Annotated in this window: 13 protein-coding genes; 6 read left to right on the top strand and 7 right to left on the bottom strand. The window is 58.6% G+C overall.

Annotated elements, in window-relative coordinates; all coding sequences use genetic code 11:
• Positions 1–86: 86 nt before the first annotated feature.
• Positions 87–938: a prepilin peptidase gene (locus tag FAZ14_RS03275; protein ID WP_153508010.1), complete on the top strand. Its 852-nt coding sequence runs from the start codon at positions 87–89 to the stop codon at positions 936–938.
• Positions 939–1,113: 175 nt separating this feature from the next.
• Here the strand turns inward: FAZ14_RS03275 and ypdK are convergent, their stop codons facing one another.
• Positions 1,114–1,188 carry a membrane protein YpdK gene (ypdK, locus tag FAZ14_RS20440; protein WP_099327210.1) on the bottom strand — a complete coding sequence of 25 codons (75 nt, stop codon included), beginning with the start codon at positions 1,186–1,188 and terminating at the stop codon, positions 1,114–1,116.
• A 524-nt stretch (positions 1,189–1,712) separates the two neighbouring features.
• Here ypdK and FAZ14_RS03265 point away from each other — a divergent pair.
• Positions 1,713–2,285 (top strand): RBBP9/YdeN family alpha/beta hydrolase, encoded by a 573-nt coding sequence (locus FAZ14_RS03265; protein WP_016941157.1) that lies wholly within the window; start codon positions 1,713–1,715, stop codon positions 2,283–2,285.
• Between the two features lie 440 nt (positions 2,286–2,725).
• Positions 2,726–3,784, top strand: coding sequence for an alkene reductase (locus FAZ14_RS03260; RefSeq protein WP_016941156.1), 1,059 nt, complete (start codon positions 2,726–2,728; stop codon positions 3,782–3,784).
• A gap of 69 nt (positions 3,785–3,853) precedes the next feature.
• On the opposite strand, the gene FAZ14_RS03255 is transcribed toward FAZ14_RS03260, so the two are convergent.
• From FAZ14_RS03255 to FAZ14_RS03230, 6 genes are all read right to left on the bottom strand, one after another.
• Entirely contained in the window at positions 3,854–4,270 is a 417-nt protein-coding gene (locus FAZ14_RS03255) for a hotdog fold thioesterase (protein ID WP_016941155.1), read from the bottom strand.
• A 41-nt stretch (positions 4,271–4,311) separates the two neighbouring features.
• Positions 4,312–5,070 (bottom strand): 2,3-dihydro-2,3-dihydroxybenzoate dehydrogenase, encoded by a 759-nt coding sequence (gene dhbA, locus FAZ14_RS03250; protein WP_153508009.1) that lies wholly within the window; start codon positions 5,068–5,070, stop codon positions 4,312–4,314.
• Positions 5,067–5,942: an isochorismatase family protein gene (locus tag FAZ14_RS03245; protein WP_016941153.1), complete on the bottom strand. Its 876-nt coding sequence runs from the start codon at positions 5,940–5,942 to the stop codon at positions 5,067–5,069. The genes dhbA and FAZ14_RS03245 overlap by 4 nt, the downstream gene beginning before the upstream one ends.
• Positions 5,943–5,945: 3 nt before the next feature.
• Positions 5,946–7,574, bottom strand: a complete 1,629-nt coding sequence (locus tag FAZ14_RS03240) for a (2,3-dihydroxybenzoyl)adenylate synthase (protein WP_153508008.1) — start codon at positions 7,572–7,574, stop codon at positions 5,946–5,948.
• A complete protein-coding gene (locus FAZ14_RS03235; protein WP_016941151.1) occupies positions 7,571–8,758 on the bottom strand; it encodes an isochorismate synthase in 1,188 nt (395 codons plus the stop codon). The genes FAZ14_RS03240 and FAZ14_RS03235 overlap by 4 nt, the downstream gene beginning before the upstream one ends.
• An 83-nt stretch (positions 8,759–8,841) precedes the next feature.
• Positions 8,842–11,058, bottom strand: a complete 2,217-nt coding sequence (locus tag FAZ14_RS03230; RefSeq protein WP_153508007.1) for a TonB-dependent siderophore receptor — start codon at positions 11,056–11,058, stop codon at positions 8,842–8,844.
• A 311-nt stretch (positions 11,059–11,369) separates the two neighbouring features.
• Here FAZ14_RS03230 and fes point away from each other — a divergent pair, with 311 nt between their 5' ends.
• The 3 genes from fes to FAZ14_RS03215 all read left to right on the top strand — a co-directional run bounded on the left by fes (position 11,370) and on the right by FAZ14_RS03215 (position 21,638).
• The gene (fes, locus tag FAZ14_RS03225; RefSeq protein ID WP_153508006.1) at positions 11,370–12,662 is read left to right on the top strand and encodes an enterochelin esterase; all 1,293 of its coding nucleotides are present in this window, start codon (positions 11,370–11,372) and stop codon (positions 12,660–12,662) included.
• Between the two features lie 34 nt (positions 12,663–12,696).
• Positions 12,697–12,915: an MbtH family protein gene (locus FAZ14_RS03220; RefSeq protein WP_016941148.1), complete on the top strand. Its 219-nt coding sequence runs from the start codon at positions 12,697–12,699 to the stop codon at positions 12,913–12,915.
• A 149-nt stretch (positions 12,916–13,064) separates the two neighbouring features.
• A complete protein-coding gene (locus FAZ14_RS03215) occupies positions 13,065–21,638 on the top strand; it encodes an amino acid adenylation domain-containing protein (RefSeq protein WP_153508157.1) in 8,574 nt (2,857 codons plus the stop codon).
• Positions 21,639–21,765 lie beyond the last annotated feature (127 nt).

Genomic DNA, 21,765 nt, shown 5'->3' with positions numbered 1-21,765 from the left:
TAAAAAACAATGTCCGGCGTCCAACTGTCTAGGCGGCGCCAGTAGTGTGTGTCAGCATACCAGCCATCAGGGAATAGGAGAACAACATGGATCTGGTCACCTTCGCCAATACTAGCCCGCGTATCTGGCTGGGTATGCTGCTCGTACTGGGGCTGGTCATCGGCAGCTTCCTCAACGTGGTTATCCACCGGTTACCTGTCATGCTGGAGCGGCGCTGGCGGCAGGAGGCGTGTTTCCACCTGGGGTTGCCCGTTGGTGCGCCGCCTGCTCGTTATGATCTGTGCTGGCCGCCGTCTTCCTGCCCACACTGCCATCAACGCTTACGCGTACGTGACAACATTCCGCTGCTGAGCTGGTTATGGCTGCGTGGGCGCGCCCATTGCTGCGGTGGCGAGGTATCCTGGCGTTATCCGCTGATTGAATTGTTGTCAGGGGGCGCCTTTTTGTTGGCGGGTTTACTCTGGCAACCGGGGCTGGCGCTGCTGGGCGCATTGCTGTGTATTAGCATGTTGCTGGCGCTGGCAGTGATTGACGCGCGAACCCAACTATTACCGGACGTAATGACATTGCCGTTGTTATGGTGCGGGTTGCTGTTCAATCTGGCCGATACGTTTGTACCGCTTGAGCAGGCGGTTGTCGGTGCCATGGCAGGATACCTGTCGTTGTGGCTGATTTACTGGGGATTTCGCCTGCTGAGTGGACGAGAGGCACTGGGGTATGGTGATTTCAAATTGCTGGCCGCGTTGGGGGCCTGGCTTGGCTGGCAGGCGTTACCTAATCTGGTGCTGATCGCGTCGTTAACCGGGCTGGTGGCGACACTGTTGTGGCGGCGCATCCGGCGTATCAGTATGCAGCAACCGCTGGCGTTCGGCCCCTGGCTGGCGGTGAGCGGGGCAATCGGTCTGGTGTTGAATGTGCCTGGTGGCTGGAGTCACTAGCGAGCCGGATACCGTCTTGCAGCCTGTTTCTTTTCTCCGTACCGCTAAAAGAAACAGGCTGGCAGAATAGCTGCCAGCCTGTCGTTTTATTCGTCTTTCGTGTACTGATAATTATTTGTTGTTGTCGCTTCAACAGGAGCCTTCTGTCGAAGTGGATGAGGAAAAACCGTCAGGGTTATTCCAGCATCAGTAAAAAAGTGCCGACCCATAAAAATAAAATAAACGAAACGCCCATGAATAAGTACTTCACTGATTTTTCTCCAGGACTATTACGCCAGCAATAATTCCTACGCCAGCAATAATTCCGATTGTGCGTTTAGCTTTCAGGCGCCGCCTGTATTAAGACGATCCCCAGTCACTGCCGCCTGGGCGGGCAGATAAGGGAATCGGCGCTAATCTACGCCGGGTCAGGGGCGGAATTCAAGCGGAATGTTTAACGCTGGCTCATTGATGTGCCCGGCGCTCCTCAATCGTGACGATGATCGTCGTATCGCCAGCGTTGGGGAATGCGCATCTTTCGTCAGACGGGATAAGCCAGCAGGTTATATGGCGGCAAGTGCCAGACATAAAAAGAAAAAATCGTTTTTTTGGTGAATCGGGCCAGCATATAAATTGCTGTACTGAATCAGGATACAAATCAGGAATCCCGTGGTAGGCTGTAAGCCGGTACTGATATTGTTATCAGATTGTAATGGAAAGGATGTAAGGATGGCGGGGTCTTTAATGCTGTCTGTGTCATCCTGACGGACAATCAACAGGGAGACACAGAACCTGATGCAGACAACAGAAGTAGACCAGCGGCTGAGAGAGCTCGACTCGCGCTTAACGATGGTGCTGGTGCCGGGATTGCGTGACAGTGACGAAGACCACTGGCAGAGCTACTGGGAACGCCGGTTTCCCTTCTGGCGGCGTATCCGCCAGAAAGAATGGTATCAGGCAGATCTGGATCGCTGGGTGTTGGCTATCCGCCGCGAACTGGCGACCTGTGATCGCCCCGCAGTGCTGATAGGCCACAGTTTTGGCGCGCTGGCTGCCTGCCATGTGGTCCAGCAGGGCATGGAAGGGATTGCCGGTGTGATGCTGGTGGCACCTGCAGAACCCATGCGATTTGAGATTGAAGACCGAATTCTACCCGAGCAACTGGCGGTACCCAGTCTGGCATTTGCCAGCCACAACGACCCGTTGATGACCTTTTCCCGTGCCGAGTACTGGGCGAAGGTCTGGGGAAGTAGCCTGGTGGATGTGGGCGAAGGCGGGCATATCAATGCTGAAGCTGGGTTTGGTAAATGGGAGTATGGGCTGCAACGTCTGGCGGCGTTTGGTGAGCAGCTGTCGCCAGCCGGTTGATGCGGCGAGACTCGCACACAGGCTGGTGTGCCGTGTGGCTATCCCTACCTATCTTCGTCATTGATAGGCTACCAACGTGTTGGTTTGCTTATCTGATGTATCTATTGGCCTGTCGCCCGATGGGCCATTGTCCCCAGTGTTAATCCTGAGGGTTCTTTGCCCTCCGCCTGGCGTATTCAGCGCGTATATAACCTGATGTGTCGTCATTAGCACCGAATGGTATGGCGGCTGTTCCTGCAATAAGGTATATCCCTTGTCCTGAGCCGTTACCGATAACGTCGTTGTTGCTGATCGTTTTTACTGACCGGTTTTACTGATCGTGGTTATTGGGTATTCGGCTATCGGATGACCGTTCTGGTATCACATTGCTGTTCGCTAAAAACACAAGGCGGTGGGACATAATCGCCCGTATCGACCGCCAATAAATTAAGGAAAACGCTATGTCAGGTTTGTTTGATCCTATCCATATTGGTGCTATTCAGGCTGAAAACCGTATTGTCATGGCGCCGCTGACCCGCATGCGTGCTTTTGATCAGCGCATCCCAAGCGCGCTGTCGCAGGAGTATTACGTTCAGCGCGCCAGTGCCGGGATGATCCTGACGGAGGCTACCGCCGTCACCCCACAGGGTGTCGGTTACCCCAATACCCCAGGTATCTGGTCGGATGAACACATTGAAGGCTGGCGTCGCATCAATGCGGCGGTACACGCGGCAGGCGGTAAAATGGTGTTGCAGATGTGGCATGTAGGGCGCATTTCAGACCCCGTCTATCTGGACGGCGAGTTACCAGTAGCCCCCAGCGCCATTGCGGCTGAAGGGCATGTGGCGACGATTCGTCCCTATAAACCCTATGTGGTGCCACGTGCGCTGGAAACAGATGAAATCCCGGGGATTGTTGAAGACTTTCGTCAGGCGGCGGAAAACGCCAAACGCGCCGGGTTTGATGGGGTGGAAGTCCATGCGGCCAACGGTTACCTGTTCGATCAGTTTCTGCATGATGGCTCAAACCAGCGCACCGATCAGTACGGCGGTTCGATTGCTAATCGGGCGCGCTTCCTGTTGGAAACTGTCGATGCCGTGTTGACCGTCTGGCCAGCGGATAGGGTCGGCGTGCACGTCAATACCATGTCTAACACCCATTCAATGCAGGACTCCGATCCACAAGCGCTGTTCGGCTATGTGGCAGAACAACTCGACAGTCGTAAACTGGCCTTCATCTTTGTGCGTGAAGCGCTGGATACCCCACAGCGTATTCTGCCTATTATCCGTAAAACGTTCCGTGGCGTGGTGATCGCCAACGATGGTCTGACCCGAGACTCAGCAGAACAACTGTTAGCGGATGGTGAGGCGGATGCGGTATCGTTTGGGAGAATGTATATCGCCAACCCGGATCTGGTTGAACGCCTGCGCCGTGGCGCACCGCTCAATGAACTCAACGGCAGCACGATCTATAGTGCGGGGGCGGAAGGTTATACCGATTACCCGGTATTGGCGGACTAAAATTCACCAGGAGGCCATCGGCCTCCTTTTTCTTATTTACGGATTAAGGACTCGCTATATTTACGACCGCTACGGTTGAATCACCGCGGTGGTCAGCCGGGCAATACAGCAGCGCCGCTGGCGTTCGTCCACTATTTCTACCTGCCAGACTTGTGTCTGGCGGCCCAGATGCAGTGGCTGGCAGATTCCCCGCACGTCTCCCTGCGTGACCGCCCGTAAGTGGCTGGCGTTAATCTCGACGCCGACTACGCTGGCACCCGGTTCGGTGCACAGCCAGCCCGCCACCGAGCCGAGAGATTCCGCCAGCACCACTGAAGCACCGCCGTGCAACAGGCCAAATGGCTGTCGGGTACGGGTATCTACGGGCATGAGCGCTTCCAGCGTGTTGTCCGTCATGTGGACAAAACGGATCCCCAGATGCGACAACATGCACTCTTCACTCATCTGGTTGAGCATGTCCAGCGTGGTGACGCGTTTCCAGATCAAGGTGTGTTTCTCCCGTTATCCATCAAGAGCCCATGCCAGGGTCATGCACCCAGCGTGGCACCACCATCGATGACCACATCCTGTAACGTCACATGGCCTGCCAAATCAGACGCCAGAAACAGCACCGTATCGGTAATGTCGCGAGGACGAGCGATTTTGCCGAGCGGAATACCCAGTTTGAACTGTTGCGGAAAACCGGCGATGGTACGCTGTTCTGCGTCAGGGGCGTGCCACAGGCTGCGTTGCATCGGGGTATCGGTAGAGCCGGGAGAGACCAGATTGCAGCGCACGCCATACGGGGCCAGTTCGAGACCGACGGTCAGGCACAGGCTGCGTAACGCCGCCTTAGAAGCGCAATAGGCGGCCATGCCGACGCGCGGCACATGTGCGGCGTTGGAGCCGATAGACACGATAGCACCGCCGCGTTGCCGCTGAAATTGTGGGATCACGGCCTGAAACAGATGAAACGCGCCGCCTGCGTTGACGTTCAGGCAATCCTGCCAGTCTTGCTGACTGAGTGTTTCGGTGTGGCCCATGCGCAGGATCCCGGCACCGTTAATCAGCACATCCAGATGCGGCGTCTGTGCCAGTTGTCTGGCACAGGTGGCAGCAACAGCCGCTGCATCACTGACATCCAGCTCGATGGCGTGAAACGGCAGAGAGTCTGAGGAAAAGGCGCGGTCAAACCCGGTGACGGTCGCCCCCGCTTCGGTAAAACGGCAGGCGATGTCATAACCGATGCCACGTCCGGCACCGGTCACCCACACTTGCTTACCGCTGAAATCCAGCGCGACGCTCATGCTTCCTCCGCCTGACGCTGGCTGAGCAACTGATGCCAGTGACGCAACGTAGGTTTTTTCACTAACGCCACGAAGTCCAGGTCATGCCCTTGCTGACGCCAGCGGGTCACCAGCGACATGATGCGTACCGAGTCCAGACCATAATCCAGCAGGTTGTCGTCGTCACCGATGTCGTCATCGTCATCCAGCAATGGCAGCAGTTCGGCGCGCAGGCGCGTCAGGCCGTCATCCTGCTGCGGCGCGAGGGCATCCAGCAGTTGTTCGCAGGTTAACACCCGGCCACAGCGACCGGCGGTATAGCGCAGCGCCATCAGGTGTTCTTCCTGGGAAAAGTCTGCCAGCGCGTCGGCTACCATGAACGGTTTGATGTCACGCATAAATGCATCGGTGGCGGTCGTCAGGCAGCCGATATGGGCGTATACCCCGCAGATAATCAGCTGGTCGCGGCCTGCGGCCTTCAGCCGTTGTTCCAGATCGGAACGCTGGAAGGCGCTGTAGCGCCATTTCACCAGCACGGTGTCGCTGTTGTCCGGTGTCAGGGCTTCGGTGATGCGCTGCTGTTCCGGGTGGCGATTGAGCCCTGGCCCCCACATGTCATTGAGCAATGCCCGGTCTGCGTCGCTTTGCTGGTTGGGTTGAGCGGTATAAAACACCGGGATACCCTGCTGACGGCATACCTGGCGAAGGCGAGCGACATTGGCGATCAACTGCTCGGTCAGCGGGCTGTTTTCTCCCCAGAAATTGAGGAAGTAGTTTTGCATGTCATGAATCAGCAAGGCCGCGCGTGAGGCGTCAACCGGCCAGTTCACCTTATTGACCGGCAGATGCTCTGCGCCGGGAAGTGGGTAGGCGTTCAGTTTTGGAATAGCCATGATTTATTCTCCTGCAGCGGCCGTTGCGACAGACTGTTGCGCCAGCTGGCGTAGCCGCTGTTTATCGACTTTGCCCACTGCGGTTTCCGGCAGGGTGGGCAGTTGTTCAAATCGGTCCGGTAATTTGTAGTCGGCGATACCCTGTTCACGCAGGTGGCGACGTAATGTCACTGCTTTGAGTGGTTCGCGGGTGACCAGAAAAGCGCAGCTTTTCTCACCCATCATCGGGTCGGGCACTGCCACCAGCGCGGCATTGATCACGGCAGGGTGGCGAAGCAGCAGGTTTTCGATCTCTTCAGCGGCAATCTTTTCCCCACCACGGTTGATCTGGTCTTTTTCACGCCCGACCACTTGCAGGTAGCCATCGGCCTGTTGGATCACCACATCGCCAGAGCAGTAGAACCCTTGCGCGTCGAACACCTGGCGGTTGTAGGCGGGGCTGCGGTAGTAACCACGGAAGGTATAGGGGCCACGTGTCATCAGACGGCCCGGTGTACCGTGGGGTAATGGATTGCCATCGGCATCGGCTACCCAGACCTCGTCATCGTCGCTGATAGGGCGGCCTTGTGTGGTGAAACAGTGGAGATCGTCATCGTCCAGCCGGGTGTAATTCACCAGCCCTTCGGCCATGCCGAACACTTGCTGTAACTGGCAACCCAGTTCCGTTGGTATGCGTCGTGCCAGCGATTCACTTAACCGTGCACCACCGACCTGGAGTACGCGCAGGCTCGCCATCGCGTGGCGATCGCCCGATAACGCCACCGCTTCCAGCCACAGTGTGACAGCCGGGGGAACCAGCGCGGTGAGGGTGATGTGATGCTGCGCAATCAACGGGAAGCAGCTGGCTGGGCTGGGGTCGCTTGCCAGCACGACCGTACCCCCGGCATAAAACACACCCAGCGCACCCGGCGAACTGAGCGGGTAGTTGTGGGCGGCGGGCAGGGCGCACAGGAAACGGGTATGGGCGTCAACCCGGCAAATCTCCACGCTGCCGCGAATGCTGTAGTAGTAATCGTTGTGGGTACGAGGAATCAGTTTCGGGGTGCCGGTGCTACCGCCGGAAAGCTGGAAGAATGCCACCTGATCGGCGGGTGTTGGGGTTGCTGGTGCAAAGGCTTCCGCTTCCAGCAATAGCTGTGATAAATCCTGAGACGTGCTGCCGTCGCCGCGCAGCAGAACGTGCTGTAACGTGGGGCAGCGTTGGCGTAGTTCGTTGATAAAATCATCGCTGGTGAACAATGCGTGGCTGCGATCGGCTATCAGCAGCGTTGGCGCAATCTGGTCGGCATAGGCGCACAGTTCGCTGCGCTGATGGCTGAACAGGGCGTTGACCGGCACGATACCGGCACGCAGCAGTGCGAAGTAGCTCAGGTAGAACTCGGCGGTATTGCCTAGTTGTACCAGCGCCGTTTGCCCCGGCGCGATGCCCCGGCATTGCAGTGAGCCCGCTAACTGCGCCACCAACTGGTTCATCTGACGGTAGCTGAGCGTGCGTTCGCCGTCGATCAGGGCGATGGCGTCATTATCGGCATGGCGGGTGAGGATGTCGCCCAGCGGGAGATCCAGCCAGTAGCCCCGCTCGCGATAACGCTGCTCCAGCTCGGGCGGCCAGCGGGTGAATTCAACCATCATGCTGCACACTCCTGATCCTGACGCAGACCAAATGCACGCAGCATGGTGCTCAATTTAACACCGGTTTCGTGCCATTCAGACACGGGCTGAGAGTCTGGCACGATGCCTGCACCGGCAAACAGCCGTACCCGGTTTTGCCGTACTTCGCCGCAGCGAATCGTCACCACCCACTGGCCGTTGCCTTCATCGTCGCACCAGCCGACGATACCGCCGAATAGCCCGCGGGTGAACGGTTCCAGTTGGGCGATGCGGTCTCGGGCCGCTTCAAACGGTACGCCGCACAGCGCCGGGGTGGGGTGCAGCAGACAGGCTATCGACAGGGCGTTTTCCCGGGCATCCAACACCTCACCCTGAACACGGGTCGCCAGATGCCACAGCACCGGCGTGCTCAGCAGCTCGGGGGTGTCTGGAATGGTCAGTGTCCGACAACGTGATGCCAGTACCCGACGAATATCATCGGTGACCAGCCGGTGTTCGTGGCGATCTTTCGCGGAGGCCAGCAGCATACGGCGCAGGCGTTGATCTTCCACCGGGTCGTCGCTACGGCGGGCGGAACCGGCCAGCGGCTGCGACGCAATGTGGTGACCCTGCTTATGCAGTAACAGTTCCGGGCTGGCACCCAGCAACGCGCCTTGTTCCAGCGGCACGTGGAAGTTGTAGCTCCAGGGGTTTTGCTGGTTGAGCTGTCGTAACAGGCGGATTGAGTCCAGCGGTTGCTCGGTGTCGATATCCAACAGGCGTGACAGTACGATTTTATTCAGCTCACCGTTGCGGGTGGCGTCAACGCCAGCGCTGACCATCTGGCAAAAGGTATCGTGCCCCGGCACTTCACGTATCTGGCGTGCGCTTATCGGCGTGGCGGGCAACAGGTCGTGTTGTAGCGTGTCCCGTGAGAACCAGTGAGACTGTTGTGGCACAAACAGTCGTGCAGGCTGGCGTTTGTCAAACGGGATCGCGCCCACCAGCAGTGGCCGGGCGATACCATCCTGTCGGGCGCGGGCAAACAGGGTGCGGACCTGTTGCTGGACATCACCCTGGAGGTGCTCGCCCCCTGCCACGGCCGTCGACAAGGCGGCGTAACATCCACGGGCATGCAGGCTGTTGTCGGGAGACAGAAACAGAAAATCATCGTGCTGAAGTGTGCGGATATCCAGCGATGAAGAGGTAGCTGCGAGCGTTGACACGGGGGGTTCCTTATGTCGAGAGTGGAACAATATGGTGGCGCGCAGGCGTCACCGCAGGGCGGGAAAGCCCGCCCTGCCGCGTATTACCAGCTATAGCTGACCGTCGCGACGACCGTGCGTCCGCTGCCGTAGAAGCAGGCCATAGTGTTGTTGCAAGAGGCCACATAGTGCTTGTCGGTCAGGTTGTTGACGTTCAGTTGCACGGTGGTGCCTTTCAACTGGGAAGAGAGTGACCCCAACTCGTAACGTGCCATCGCGTCGTACAGGGTGTAAGACGGCACTTTGAAGCCCTCGGCGTTATCGCCGTAGGTTGAGCCGACGTAGCGCACCCCGGTGCCGAGCGTGACGCCTTTCAGCGGGCCGTTTTGGAAGCTATAGCTACCCCAGGTGGAGGCGGAATGGCGTGGAATGGTTGACGGCGTTTTGTTGATTTGGCTGGCGGTGTTGCTTTCCTTGGTGACCGCATCGGTATAGGTGTAGGCCGCCATCAGGCTGATTTCCGGCGTCAGTTGCGTGTGCACTTCCGCTTCCGCACCTTTGGATTTCACTTTGCCGATCTGTTCGCTATAGCTGCGACCATATTCGCTGTAATAACGTGAATAGGTAATGTTTTTCTGTGTAAGATCAAACAGTGAAACGGTCAGCAGGGTATTGCTGCCTTTAGGCTGGAACTTGATACCCACCTCGGATTGTTCACCGGTAGTCGGTTTAAACGCAGGCGTGCCGGGGGTACCGGAGTCCAGGTTGGGTTCAAACGAGGTGCTGTAGCTGACATACGGCGAAATACCGTTGTCGAAGGCATACAACAGCCCAGCACGACCAGTGAATTTGCTATCGTTGCGTTCTGTAGTGGTAGCAACGGTGTAATCCTGCCTATTGACTTGACTCCAGTCATTGCGCCCGGATAACAGCAGGTTCCACTGATTCCATTCCAGTTGATCCTGAAGGTATAGCCCAACCTGATTGAGCTTATTGCGTTCGTTAGTGGAAAGCGTAGTTAACATACTGTCGTTGACTGAGACGTTGTAGGTTGGGTTTGCCCAGTCAAATGAGTAGTCATTTTTACGATCAAGCCACATTTTTTTGTCGAGCATCATCCACTTGTAGTCCAGTCCGCTGATCACGGTGTGGTTAACAGAGCCTGTGGCGAATGAGGCTTTCAACTGGTTATCGATAGCAAACTCGCTGATTTCATTCTCTTCTTTCTGTGGGCGACGCGATATTGTGGTGTCGGTGGCACTGCCGCCCTTGGTATACACCAGATATTTGTATTTTTCTCGTAGTTGCGTGTAGCGAACATTTTGCTGGAAAGAGAACACATCATTGAAAGAGTGATCAAGGTTATAACCGATGGAGCCTTGTTCACGTTTCGACTGGTTATAATGCGGATCGCTAACGTTCATATCATAAGGGATATAGCCTGCGCGGGTTTCCCATACGGTTCCATAAGCTGGCAGGAAGTTGCGAAAGCCAGCTTTAGGATCGTTCTGGTAACTGGTCAGCAGCGTAAAGCTGGTATCGCTGTTAGGCAACCAGGTGATCGCCGGTGCGATAGCAACGCGCTGTTCTTTGTAATCCTTGACGAATTCATTACGGGTGCTGGCGATACCGTTGAGGCGGTAGAGCAGGCTTTTATCGTCATTGAGCGCACCGCCGAAATCAAACGCTGCTTCACCCAGATGCTGATTACCCGCGCTGAATTCCACTTTGTGGATATCTTCTGCCGTCGGGCGCTTGCTGGTCATACTGATAAGCCCGCCGGGGTTGACCTGTCCATACAGGACGGAAGCCGGGCCGTGCACCAGTTCTACCCGTTCCAGCAACCAGGGGTCTATTTTCCCTATAGTAGACCCCTGACCGCTCAGGCCATAACTCAGGCCATCAAGGAATTTCGGCGCGTAGCGGAAACCACGGGCAATCACCTCATCGTTGCGGTTAGACGAACCGCGGTAGTTGCTGACCACACCGCTGGAATAGTTCAACGCGTCGGACACGGAAGAAACCGCTTGTGCGTCCATCTGGTCGCGGGTGACCACGGTAACGGATTGTGGAGTTTTGATGAGCGGCGTGCTGGTTTTGGTACCGGACGCACTTTCCTTCGCTACGATACCTTTCAGCGGTGCAGTCACGCTTTCAGCGGCGGTTGCCGATACCACCATGGTATCGGTGCTGGTCGTGGTTTCTGCTGCCTGTGCATGCGCAGCCACCAGCAAGGTGGAAGCCAGCATGGCTGGCATAGCGTTTTTATTTTTCTGCCAAGACTTTAGTTTTGTTAATTGTTTCTTCCTGGTGCTACGCATCAGTGATCCCCTCCTGTAAAAGATCTTATTTTTTGTTTACGTCAGGCTGTGTACTCACCGGCTTTGCCATTCTTTGCGTTAAAAAATTTAATTAACTTTAAATTCATGTTGTTAATTGATTTTTTAGCGATCTGTGACCAGATGGCGAGTTTTTAAATCCCAGTAAATTTTGGGAATTGCATATTATTGCAAATGAAAATGTTTCTCAATATTATTCTCGTTATCTAAATAAATGTAAATTCATAAATCGACACATTAGTTCTGTTAACTAAATGTAAGTGAAACGTAAAGGGCAGACACAGGAGGTTTTGATGTCGGCAGTACAGCCGTCAGGTTTCGCCGCCACGCTGTTGTCATCACCGCAGGCCGGGGATGACGCATGGTGGCAACAAATCGCCAGCGTGGGGACGCCGCTGGTGGAAACGCAGGATAGCGAGCGGGTTCGCGTGACCTTTCTCTGGCGTGACCCGAACGGCGATGAGCATCACTCCGCTATCCAACGGGTCTATGCCGATATCAACGGCGTGACCGATCACCACAGTACCGATCCGCAGAGCCTGGCGCGCCTGCCCGGTACCGATGTCTGGCATTGGTCGATGGTGATTGAATACGACTGGCGTGGCAGTTATTCCCTGATTCCGATTGAGGCGGCGCAACTGCCTCCGCCATTTAGCGACGATGACCAACAGCGTGATGACCAGCAGCGGGCGTGGTGGTGTTCGTTGTTCCCCTGCGCGATGGCTGATCCGCTCAACCTGAACCGACCGTGGGGAGCGCAATTGTCAGGGGCACATATGCCGGGTGCGCCAGCACAGCAGGCCTGGCGAGCGGTGGATCAAGGCGAGGCGCATGGCGCAGACCTCGCCCGGCTGACGGTGTTTGACTGGCAGAGCGAGCAGCTCGGCAACCAGCGTCGCATTTGGCTGTACACCACCGGGGAGAGTGAGGCACCAGCACAACGGCCACTCTGTCTCGTTCTGGATGGGCAACGGTGGGCTGACGACACGCCGCTGTTTAGCGCTCTGGATGCAGAAACCGCACAGGGGAATCTCCCGCCCGCCGTTTGGTTATTTATTGACGCGATTGATGGAGAAAACCGTTGTCGGGAATTGCCGTGCGATGCCGCGTTCTGGCAGGCGGTACAGCAGGAATTGCTGTTGCAGGCGGCACGCCTGACGCCGTTTAGCGACGATCCAGACCGCACGGTGGTGGCCGGGCAGAGCTATGGCGGACTGGCGGCGCTGTACGCCGGGTTGCACTGGCCGCAGCGTTTCGGTCGCGTACTTACGCAATCAGGCTCGTTCTGGTGGCCAAATCTGCAATTCATTACCGCTTTTGACCAGCACGCAACGCTGGAACCCGGCGTGTTGGTGACCCAGGTGCGGCAGGGTGGCCGGGCCGCATCGCCGCTGGTGATTTTTCAGGAAGCGGGACGACGTGAGGCGGATATCGCCTTCGTCAATCAACAGATGCATGAGGCGCTGATAGCGGCGGGGCATCAGGTTTACCAGCGTGTGTATGCCGGTGGGCATGACACCTTGTGCTGGCGCGGCGGGTTGATAGAGGGATGTCGTTGGTTATTGAACCACACCCACACCCGATAACGCGCAGCAACCCTTATCACATGAGGTAATAACAATGAGTCAGGAACAAGTGAATCCGTTTGACGATGATCGTCTGACATTTTTGGTCGTCATCAACGAACAACAGCAATACAGCCTGTGGCCAGAGTTTGCCGCCGTACCGGCGGGCTGGCAGGTGGTCTACGGGCCGCAGTCCCGCGAGGCGTGCATCACCTATACCGAAACCCACTGGCAGGACATGCGTCCGGCGAGCCTGCGGGCTGAAAACGCCTAACCGGCATGACCAGTCGGGACTGTTTCCGTTGACGGAGTAAGGAAAACAACGTGTCAGATCTACTTAACGAAACACCATTATCCACCCAGCAATCCTCATCGTCTCATCCCCACGTCTCCTTCTCCCCGGCGGGTACGTCCGGGCAGAACGTGTCTGCTCACGACGTCACGTCGGCACAGTCGGTGAATGCGTTGGAATTGCCGCTGGTGGCGGCCCAACCCGGTATCTGGATGGCCGACCACATCGCCAGTCAGTCGAATGCGTTTACGGTGGCGCATGCGCTGGAGTTGAACGGCCCGGTTGACCCGGATTGCCTGCTGGCAGCCATCCGTCAGGGGTTGTCGGAAGCGGATACGGTGCAGGCGCGCTTTGGCTTCAATGATCTCGGGGAACCGGTACAGTGGCTACCTTCTGCGCCGGGTGTGGCGGCGATTAACGAACCGGAATGGCTGGATTTTCGCGACCCGGCGCAAGGTGAGCAAGCTGCCTGGGCGCTGATGCAGGCGGATCTGGCCGCGCCGCTGCCAGTCGATGGTGAGCAACCGCTGTATCGCCAGGTGTTGATGCAGGTCTCCGCGCAGCCGGAGCGCTGGTTCTGGTATCAGCGCTTTCATCATCTGATGGTGGATGGTTTCAGTTTTGATGCCCTGACCCGACGGATAGTGGCGATTTACAACGCCTTTTGTGCCGGTAAAACGCCGGACGCCTCGCCGTTTACACCGTTTGCCGATGTGGTGACGGAATACCAAGAGTGGGAACGGTCGTCGGCGTATCAGCAGTCGGCGGCGTTCTGGCGCGAGCATGCCCGTGAATTGCCGACGCCCGTGTCGCTGGCGGCAGACGTCTGTGAGTCGTCACCGCAAGGGATTCGCACCGTGCAGCAACGGGTCACCTTACCTGCCGCACCTTTTGTGACGCTGGCAGAGCAACGGTTTGGCGCTCAGCTACAACCGGCGGAAATTGCGATGGCGGCACTGGCGGTGTACCTCTACCACATGAGTGGCGAGTCGCGCTTGTCGGTGGGCTTTCCGTTTATGCGACGGATGGGGTCGGCAGCATTGTGTGCCAGTGGGCCGGTAGTGAACGTGCTGCCGCTACAATTCACGCTACAACCCGAGATGACCTTAATCGATGCCACGCAAATGCTGCACAAGGAAATCAAGGCGGTACGACGTCATCAGCGTTATGAAGCGGAACAGTTACGACGGGATCTGGGGCTGGTCGGCGGCAGTGAGGGCTTGTACGGGCCGGTGATCAATTTCAAGGTGTATAACGCCGAACTGACACTGGGACATACGCCGGTCACCACCCATGTGCTGGCGATGGGGCCGGTGGACGATATGGAGTTTACCCTTGGCGTGCAGGAGGGCGAGCTGCAACTGGAACTGGTCGCCAATCCGGCGCGCTACGACGCCCCGGCGTTGCAAGGGCATGCGCAACGTCTGCAACACGTGCTGATGCAACTGATACAACAACCAGAGCTGGCTATCGGTGAAGTGAGTCTGCTCAACGACGACGAATGGCGGCGTATTGACGGCTGGGGCAGTGGCCCGCGCCTGACGATACCCACGACGCTGCACTCGGTGCTGGATTGCCTGCAACAGCAGGTACAGCAACAGCCCGACGCGTTGGCTGTGACCTGTGGTCGTGAGCAACTCAGCTACCGCCAGTTATCGGCGCAGGTCATGCAACTGGCACGTCGGCTGATGGCGCAGGGGATCGGTGCCGGTGATGTGGTGGCGATCGGCGTCCCGCGCTCGGTCTCATCGGTGGTGGCGATGTTCGGGGTACTGGCCAGCGGCGCGGCCTATATGCCGTTGGATCTGGATTATCCACGCGAACGTCTGGCGTTGATGTGTGACGATGCGCGTCCGGTACTGTTGCTGACCCACAGCACGGTGCGTGAGCATATGCCGACACTGCCGCAGGTGCTGTGTCTGGACGATGCCAGGTTACGGGCCGAGTGCGCCCGCTTGCCCGCCCATCCGGTAACACAGGCTGAGCGACGCGAGCCGTTACGGGCAGAACATCTGGCGTACATGATCTACACCTCCGGTTCTACCGGGAAGCCGAAAGGGGTGATGAGTACCCATGCCGGTTTGCTCAACCTGATGATGTCTCATTCGAGCTTCCTGTTTGGCCCGGTGATAGATCGCTTTTCACGGCAACATGGTCGCCGTTTACGTGCCGGACACACGGCGTCATTCTCCTTCGATTCCTCCTGGGAACCGCTGTTTTGCATGATGATGGGCAGCGAATTACACATTTTCGATGAAGAGCTGCGTAAAGATGCCTGGGCGTTGGTTCAACACTTTACTCATACGCCTATCGATTTGCTGGATATCACCCCGTCGTTCTTCACCCAGATGATCGACAGCGGCTTGCTGGAGCCGGATAACCACCAGCCCGCTTTCATCATGATTGGCGGTGAAGCGGCCACGCCACGGCTGTGGCAACTGATGCGCCAGCATCCGCAGATGGAAATTCATAACTATTACGGGCCGTCGGAATACACCATCGATACGTTGGGGGCCAGGGTCACGGTGGCGGACCAGCCGGTTATCGGCCAACCGGTCGCCAATACCCGGGTATGGTTGCTGGATAACCACCTGCGACCGGTGCCGGTGGGTGTACCCGGTGAGTTGTATATCGCCGGGCCGGGGCTGGCGCGTGGTTACCTGCGCCGCCCGGATCTCACGTCGACGCGCTTTGTTGCCTGTCCGTTCATATCAGGGGCGGTGATGTACCGCACCGGTGACCTGATGCGCTGGCGTCACGACGGCCAACTGGCGTTTATCGGCCGCGTTGACCATCAGATCAAAGTGCGTGGCTTTCGCGTAGAACTGGGTGAAGTAGAAAATGCGCTGGTGGCGCTGGATGAGGTCAGCACCGCGGTGGTGATCGCCGAACCACTGGGTGCGACGCATCGGCTCATCGGTTATTGCTCGGTGCCGAGTGATACCGTCCGCGAACAACCGGATTGCGTGGCCCGTTTGCTGGCACAACTGGCTGAGCAACTGCCTGATTACATGGTCCCGGCGGTGCTGATGGTGATGGCGGAACTGCCGCTGACCGTCAACGGTAAAATTGACCGTCAGGCACTGCCAAAACCGCAGCAGGCAGAAGCGGTGGCGGGACGCGAACCTGCCAGCGATGAAGAGCGGCTGATTTGCCAGTCCATCGCCAGCCTGCTGAAACTGGACGCGGTCAGTGCGGAAGCGGATTTCTTTGCACTCGGTGGCGACAGTATTTCCGCGATGGGGCTGGGCACGCTGTTACGGCGCGCCGGTTGGCAACTACGACCGAAAACCATTTTCGCTGAGCGCACACCAGCACGGATGGCGCAAGCGATGCAGCCGCTGACGACGACGGCCACACCGTCACGTACGCGGCGCTACGGTGTGGTGGACGGTTTGCCTATCGTACACAGCTTCGCCCAACTGGCGGGCATCAACCAACGGTTTGCGCACGGCGTATTCCTGTCGGTGCCTGAAACATTACAACCGATGCACCTGATGCAAGCGCTGAGCGCACTGGTGCAGGCACACCCGGCGTTAACCGCGCAGACTGGTGACAGCCATCTGGTCATTCATCAAACGTCATCGACGGCCGTGCCGCTACAGTGTGACACGCTACGCGCACAAGAGCCGGTTGAGGCGGCGGCAGAACGGGCGTATGAAGCGGCGGTAGCACGCCTTGACCCGGCAGCCGGTCAAATGATGCAGGCCGTACTGTTGCAACGCGATGGTCGTGCTTGTGGGCTGGTGCTGGTGGCCCATCATCTGGTGGTGGACGGCGTGTCGTGGCGCGTGCTGTTACCCGAGCTGCGTCAGGCCGCTGAAGCCGCGATGGATGGTCAACCGGTGGTGTTAGCGGCTGAGGAGTGCTCGTTATACGACTGGTCTGCCAGCCTGAAAGGGCAGGTAACCGCGCGCCGTGCTGAGTTACCATTCTGGCAATCGGTGCTGGCGACGCCTCTGCCTCGGCTGGGACGCTGGGCGCTTGACCCGTCCTGCGATCAGGAGCAGACCCGGCAACAATCACGCCGGGTGCTGGATGCCCGGTTGACGCAGGCGGTGCTGACGCGCTTACCGGAATGCTATCAGGCGCGGGTGGACGAGATTTTGCTAGGCGCGTTGGTGCAGGCCTGCCACCACCGTTTTGGCGTGCAACCGCTGCGGCTGGCACTGGAATCTCACGGGCGTATCGAAACGCCGGAAGGGTTGGATCTCGCCCGCACCGTCGGCTGGCTGACTGCTGAATACCCGGTGTGCATCGCGGCACCGACGGCACAGGCCGATGCGCCCTGGGCGATTTTACGGTCCGTGAAACGTGCGCTGCGGGCGGTGCCGGATCGCGGCGTCGGCTACGGCGTGCTGCGCTATCTGGATACACAGAGTGCCGAAACGCTGGCGTCGTTGCACGCGCAGGCACCGGAAATCCTGTTTAACTATTTGGGGCGCTTCGAGTCGGGCGAGGGCCACTGGTCACCTCGTCGCAGCGATCGCCACTTCCGCGATACCTTTGCCGTACTACAGGCACCGACGATACCGCTTAGCCACCCGCTGGATATCAATATCTTTGTGGATGAACAGGGCGAACAGCCGCAACTGGCCATCCACTGGGGATGGGCGCACGGCGTGTTCGATGAGGATGATATCGACGCGTTGCATCAGGGAATGGCGCAAGCGATCGACGCGTGGCGGCAACAGGCGGACTACCCGCCGTTGTCGGATACGCTGGTATCCGTTGACGTCGCGCAGGATGAAGTCACCGACGAGACACTGGACTGTCTGCGTCAGCATTACGGGCCGTTATCGGCGGTGTTGCCGGTGCTGCCCTTGCAGCAAGGGTTGCTGTTCCACGCGCAACTGGCGCAGACCACCGGCAGTTATAACTCGCTGACCCGGCTGTCGTTGCACGGCCCGCTGTCGGTAGCACAACTGAGTCAGGCATTAGAAGCGGTGGTTCGTCATCATCCGCAACTGGCGGCGCGTTTTGACACCGAACAGACGTCGGTGCCATTGCAGGTGTTGCCGGTGCTGCGTGACGACCCGTGCTACTGGCCGCTGGAGAGTCAGACGTTACCGGCGATGCCAGCAGACGAAGAGGCCGCTGCGCTGCTGGCGCTGGAAAAAGCTGAACTGGCGCGCGACCTGTTCCACCAGCCCTCATCCATGTTGCACGCCTTGCTGGTCAGCCATGCGGGCACTGAGCGTCACACACTGTTTCTGAATGCGCATCATCTGGTGGTGGATGGCTGGTCGACCCCGGTATGCCTGCGTGACCTGTTCACCGCGTTGTATCAGGGCCGCTCGGCACTCACGCCGCACAGCGTGCCGTATGCCGACATCGTTCGCCAACTGGCGGCCCGCAATGCGCAGGCGTCACGTCAGCGCTGGCGCGACGTGCTGACGGGTGCCCGCCCGACCGTGCTATTTGGTGACGGACCGCATCATGGCGATGGTTCGTATCATGATGACGTGCGTGAGCTGGAGTTATTGCCGGAACCGCAACTGGAACACGGCTTACTGGCGCTGTGTAAACAGTATGGCCTGACGCTCAATAGCGTAATGCAGGGCATTTGGGGGATGTTGCTGTGCGCCAGTAGCGGCGCGGACGATGTGCTGTTCGGCTCGCCGGTGTCGGGTCGCTTCGGGCAGATTGACGGCATCAGCCAGCAGGTCGGGTTATTCAGCAATACGTTACCGGTGCGGGTACGGTTGGATGCATCACGGCCGTTGCCGCCGCAATTGGCTGAGCTACAGGCGCTGCAAATCCAGCTGATTGAACACGATGATGTCGGTCTGGGGGAAATCCAGCAACTGGCGGGTATCGGCACGCTGTTCGACACCTTGCTGGTGGTGGAGAACTACCCGGATGGCGATGAGCTGAGTCAGGCCGGGCAGGCGCTGCGCTGTGAGGCGGTCAACAATCGGGGTTACACCCACTATCCGTTGACGCTGCTGGTGCTGCCGGGCAAACGGCTGCGGCTGCTGATGGAATACCGCGACAGTGTGGCGCAGCCGCAGCGGCTGGCGCAACGCTTGTTACTGTTACTGCAACAACTGGTGGCAGACCCGGAGCGCCCGCTGTCGGCCTGGAATCTGCAACTGCCGCAAGAGCAGGCGCTGCTGGCGGCGGTCAATCGTACCGAACAGCCGGTACCGCCGGGTACGTTGCATCAGGCACTGGCAGCACAGGCACAACGCACGCCGGATAGCATCGCGCTGGTGGATAGCCAGCATCAGTTGACCTACCGTCAGGTTCAACGTCAGACCCGACTGCTGGCTGACCGGCTGATCGACGCCGGGGTGCGACCCGGTGATATCGTGGCGGTGGCGCTGCCGCGCTCGGTGCGCTTGAGCCTGGCGTTGTACGCCATTCTGGAGGCGGGTGCGGCCTGGCTACCGTTGGATACCGGTTACCCGGATGAACGGCTGGCGCTGATGGTGGAGGATGCGCAACCTCGCCTGATGATCACCGAAAGCAGTTTGCAGTCGCGTTTTGCAGGCATGGCCGATGTACTGCTGCTCGATACGCTGGCGGATGAACGCCAGTCGCCGCGTCACGCATCACCACCGGTCGCCGATCAGCAGGCCGCTTACGTGATTTACACCTCCGGTTCTACCGGTCGCCCGAAAGGGGTGGTGGTCGGCCATCAGGCCATCGTCAACCGCTTGTGGTGGATGCAGCATCAATACCCGTTAGTGGCGGATGATGTGGTGCTACAGAAAACGCCATGCAGCTTCGATGTGTCGGTGTGGGAGTTCTTTTGGCCGCTGATGGTTGGTGCCCGTCTGGTGATGGCACCGCCGGATGCGCACCGTGATCCGGAGGCACTGGTACAGTTGATCAACGATTACGCGGTGACCACCATGCACTTTGTACCGTCGATGCTGGCGGCCTGGGTGAGTGCGCTGGAAACGCATCCGCGTGAAGAGATCGGCTGTGGCAGCCTGCGGCGAGTGTTCTGTAGTGGTGAAGCGCTGTCGTGCGAACTGGCGCTGGATTATCAGTCGCTCATCGCGGCACCGCTGCACAACCTGTATGGCCCGACCGAAGCGGCGGTGGATGTCACCTGGCAACCGGCCTCTGGCGAGGCGCTAGCGCGCTGTCAGTTGCCGGGCATTCCTATCGGCCTGCCGGTGTGGAACACCCAACTGCGTATTCTGGACGGCGCGTTGCGGCCGGTACCGGTCGGCGTAGCGGGCGATCTGTATTTGTGCGGTATTCAACTGGCGCAGGGATACCTGCGTCGGCCGGACCTGACTGCCAGCCGTTTTGTGGCGGACCCGTTTGCCCACGGTGAACGGATGTACCGTACCGGCGATATCGCACGTTGGCTGGAAGATGGCACGGTAGACTACCTGGGGCGCAGCGATGACCAGTTGAAAATCCGTGGTCAGCGCATCGAACTGGGGGAAATTGAGCAGGTGCTGCTGGCACAGCCCGGCGTGGCGCAAGCGGTGGTCGGTGCGCGAGAGTTGGGTGGAAAAACCACCCGACTGCACGGTGCTGATGCCCGGCAACTGGTGGCCTGGCTGGTGCCGCAGGCCGGTATCTCGCTGGATGTTGACCAGTTACAACAGGCGCTGTCGCAGCAATTGCCGGCCCATATGGTGCCGGTGAGTTATGTGCTGATGGCGTCATTCCCGCTGAGTGCGAATGGCAAGCTGGATCGCAAGGCGTTACCGGCACCTGCCGGACAGCACGCTGACGGCCGCGCCCCACAAACAGACACCGAACGCACGATCGCGGCCCTGTTTGCGGAGCTACTGGCCTGCGAGACGGTATCGGCGGATGACGATTTCTTCGCGCTGGGGGGGCATTCGTTGCTGGCGATGCGACTGGCCGCTGAGATACGCCGTCAGCTGCAACACTCACTGACGGTGGGGCAGATTATGGCGGCACGCAGCGTAGCCCGTATTGCAGCGCTGGTAGAAGGCGATGCGGACAGCCAGCATCTGGATGGTAATGGCGATATGCTGCCGTTACGGACGGGAACCGGGCCGGTGCTGTTCTGCCTGCATCCGGCATCGGGTTTTGCCTGGCAGTATGCGGGTCTGTTGCAGTATCTGGACGGGGAGTACCCGATTGTCGGGTTGCAATCACCACGACCGGACGGGGTCATCGCCGCGTGTGAATCGGTGGACGCGATGTGCGAGCGTCATCTGGCGACCATCCGGCGTATTCAGCCGCAGGGGCCGTATTTCCTGCTGGGTTACTCGCTCGGCGGTACGCTGGCGCACGGTATCGCCGCACGGTTGCAACAGGTGGGCGAAACGGTGTCGTTCCTTGGTTTGCTGGATACCTATCCGCCGGAAGGGCAGGACTGGACCGCTCCGGATGAAGCCGACGCCCGTGAGGAAGTCGAGCGTGAACAGGCCGGATTTATGGCCGACACGCAGTCAGAGGACGACCCGCAACTGCGCGCAGAACGCGAGGCAATGTTTGGCAATATCGTTGCTAACTATCAGGATGCGGTACGGCTGTTGTCATCGGCCCGTTCACATCGTTACGACGGTGAAGCCACGCTGTTTGTGGCAACCCGAACCCTGCCAGCAGGGATGGACGTTGACGCTACCTGGGCACCGTATGTCGGTACACTGACGCAGTATCCGCAATATTGTGAGCACGCGGATATTCTGTCGCCTGCATCGCTGGAAAACCTGGGGCCGTTGCTGAATAGGTTGCTGACAAACAGCCATGTTGTTTTATGAATGGTGACGTTTGCCTGGTCAGTGAATAGTTTCGTGCGGGATAAGCGGTGTCATTTCTTTGCCGCTTCATCGCACGCACGACAAGGAGAGGTGCAAGCGCCACCTCTCCTTGACCACTGGCTTAGTG

Source organism: Dickeya oryzae, from assembly GCF_009372235.1.
GTDB lineage: Bacteria > Pseudomonadota > Gammaproteobacteria > Enterobacterales > Enterobacteriaceae > Dickeya > Dickeya oryzae.
The sequence above is the reverse complement of the archived record's forward strand: the minus strand, read 5'-3'. Positions and strand labels throughout refer to the sequence as shown.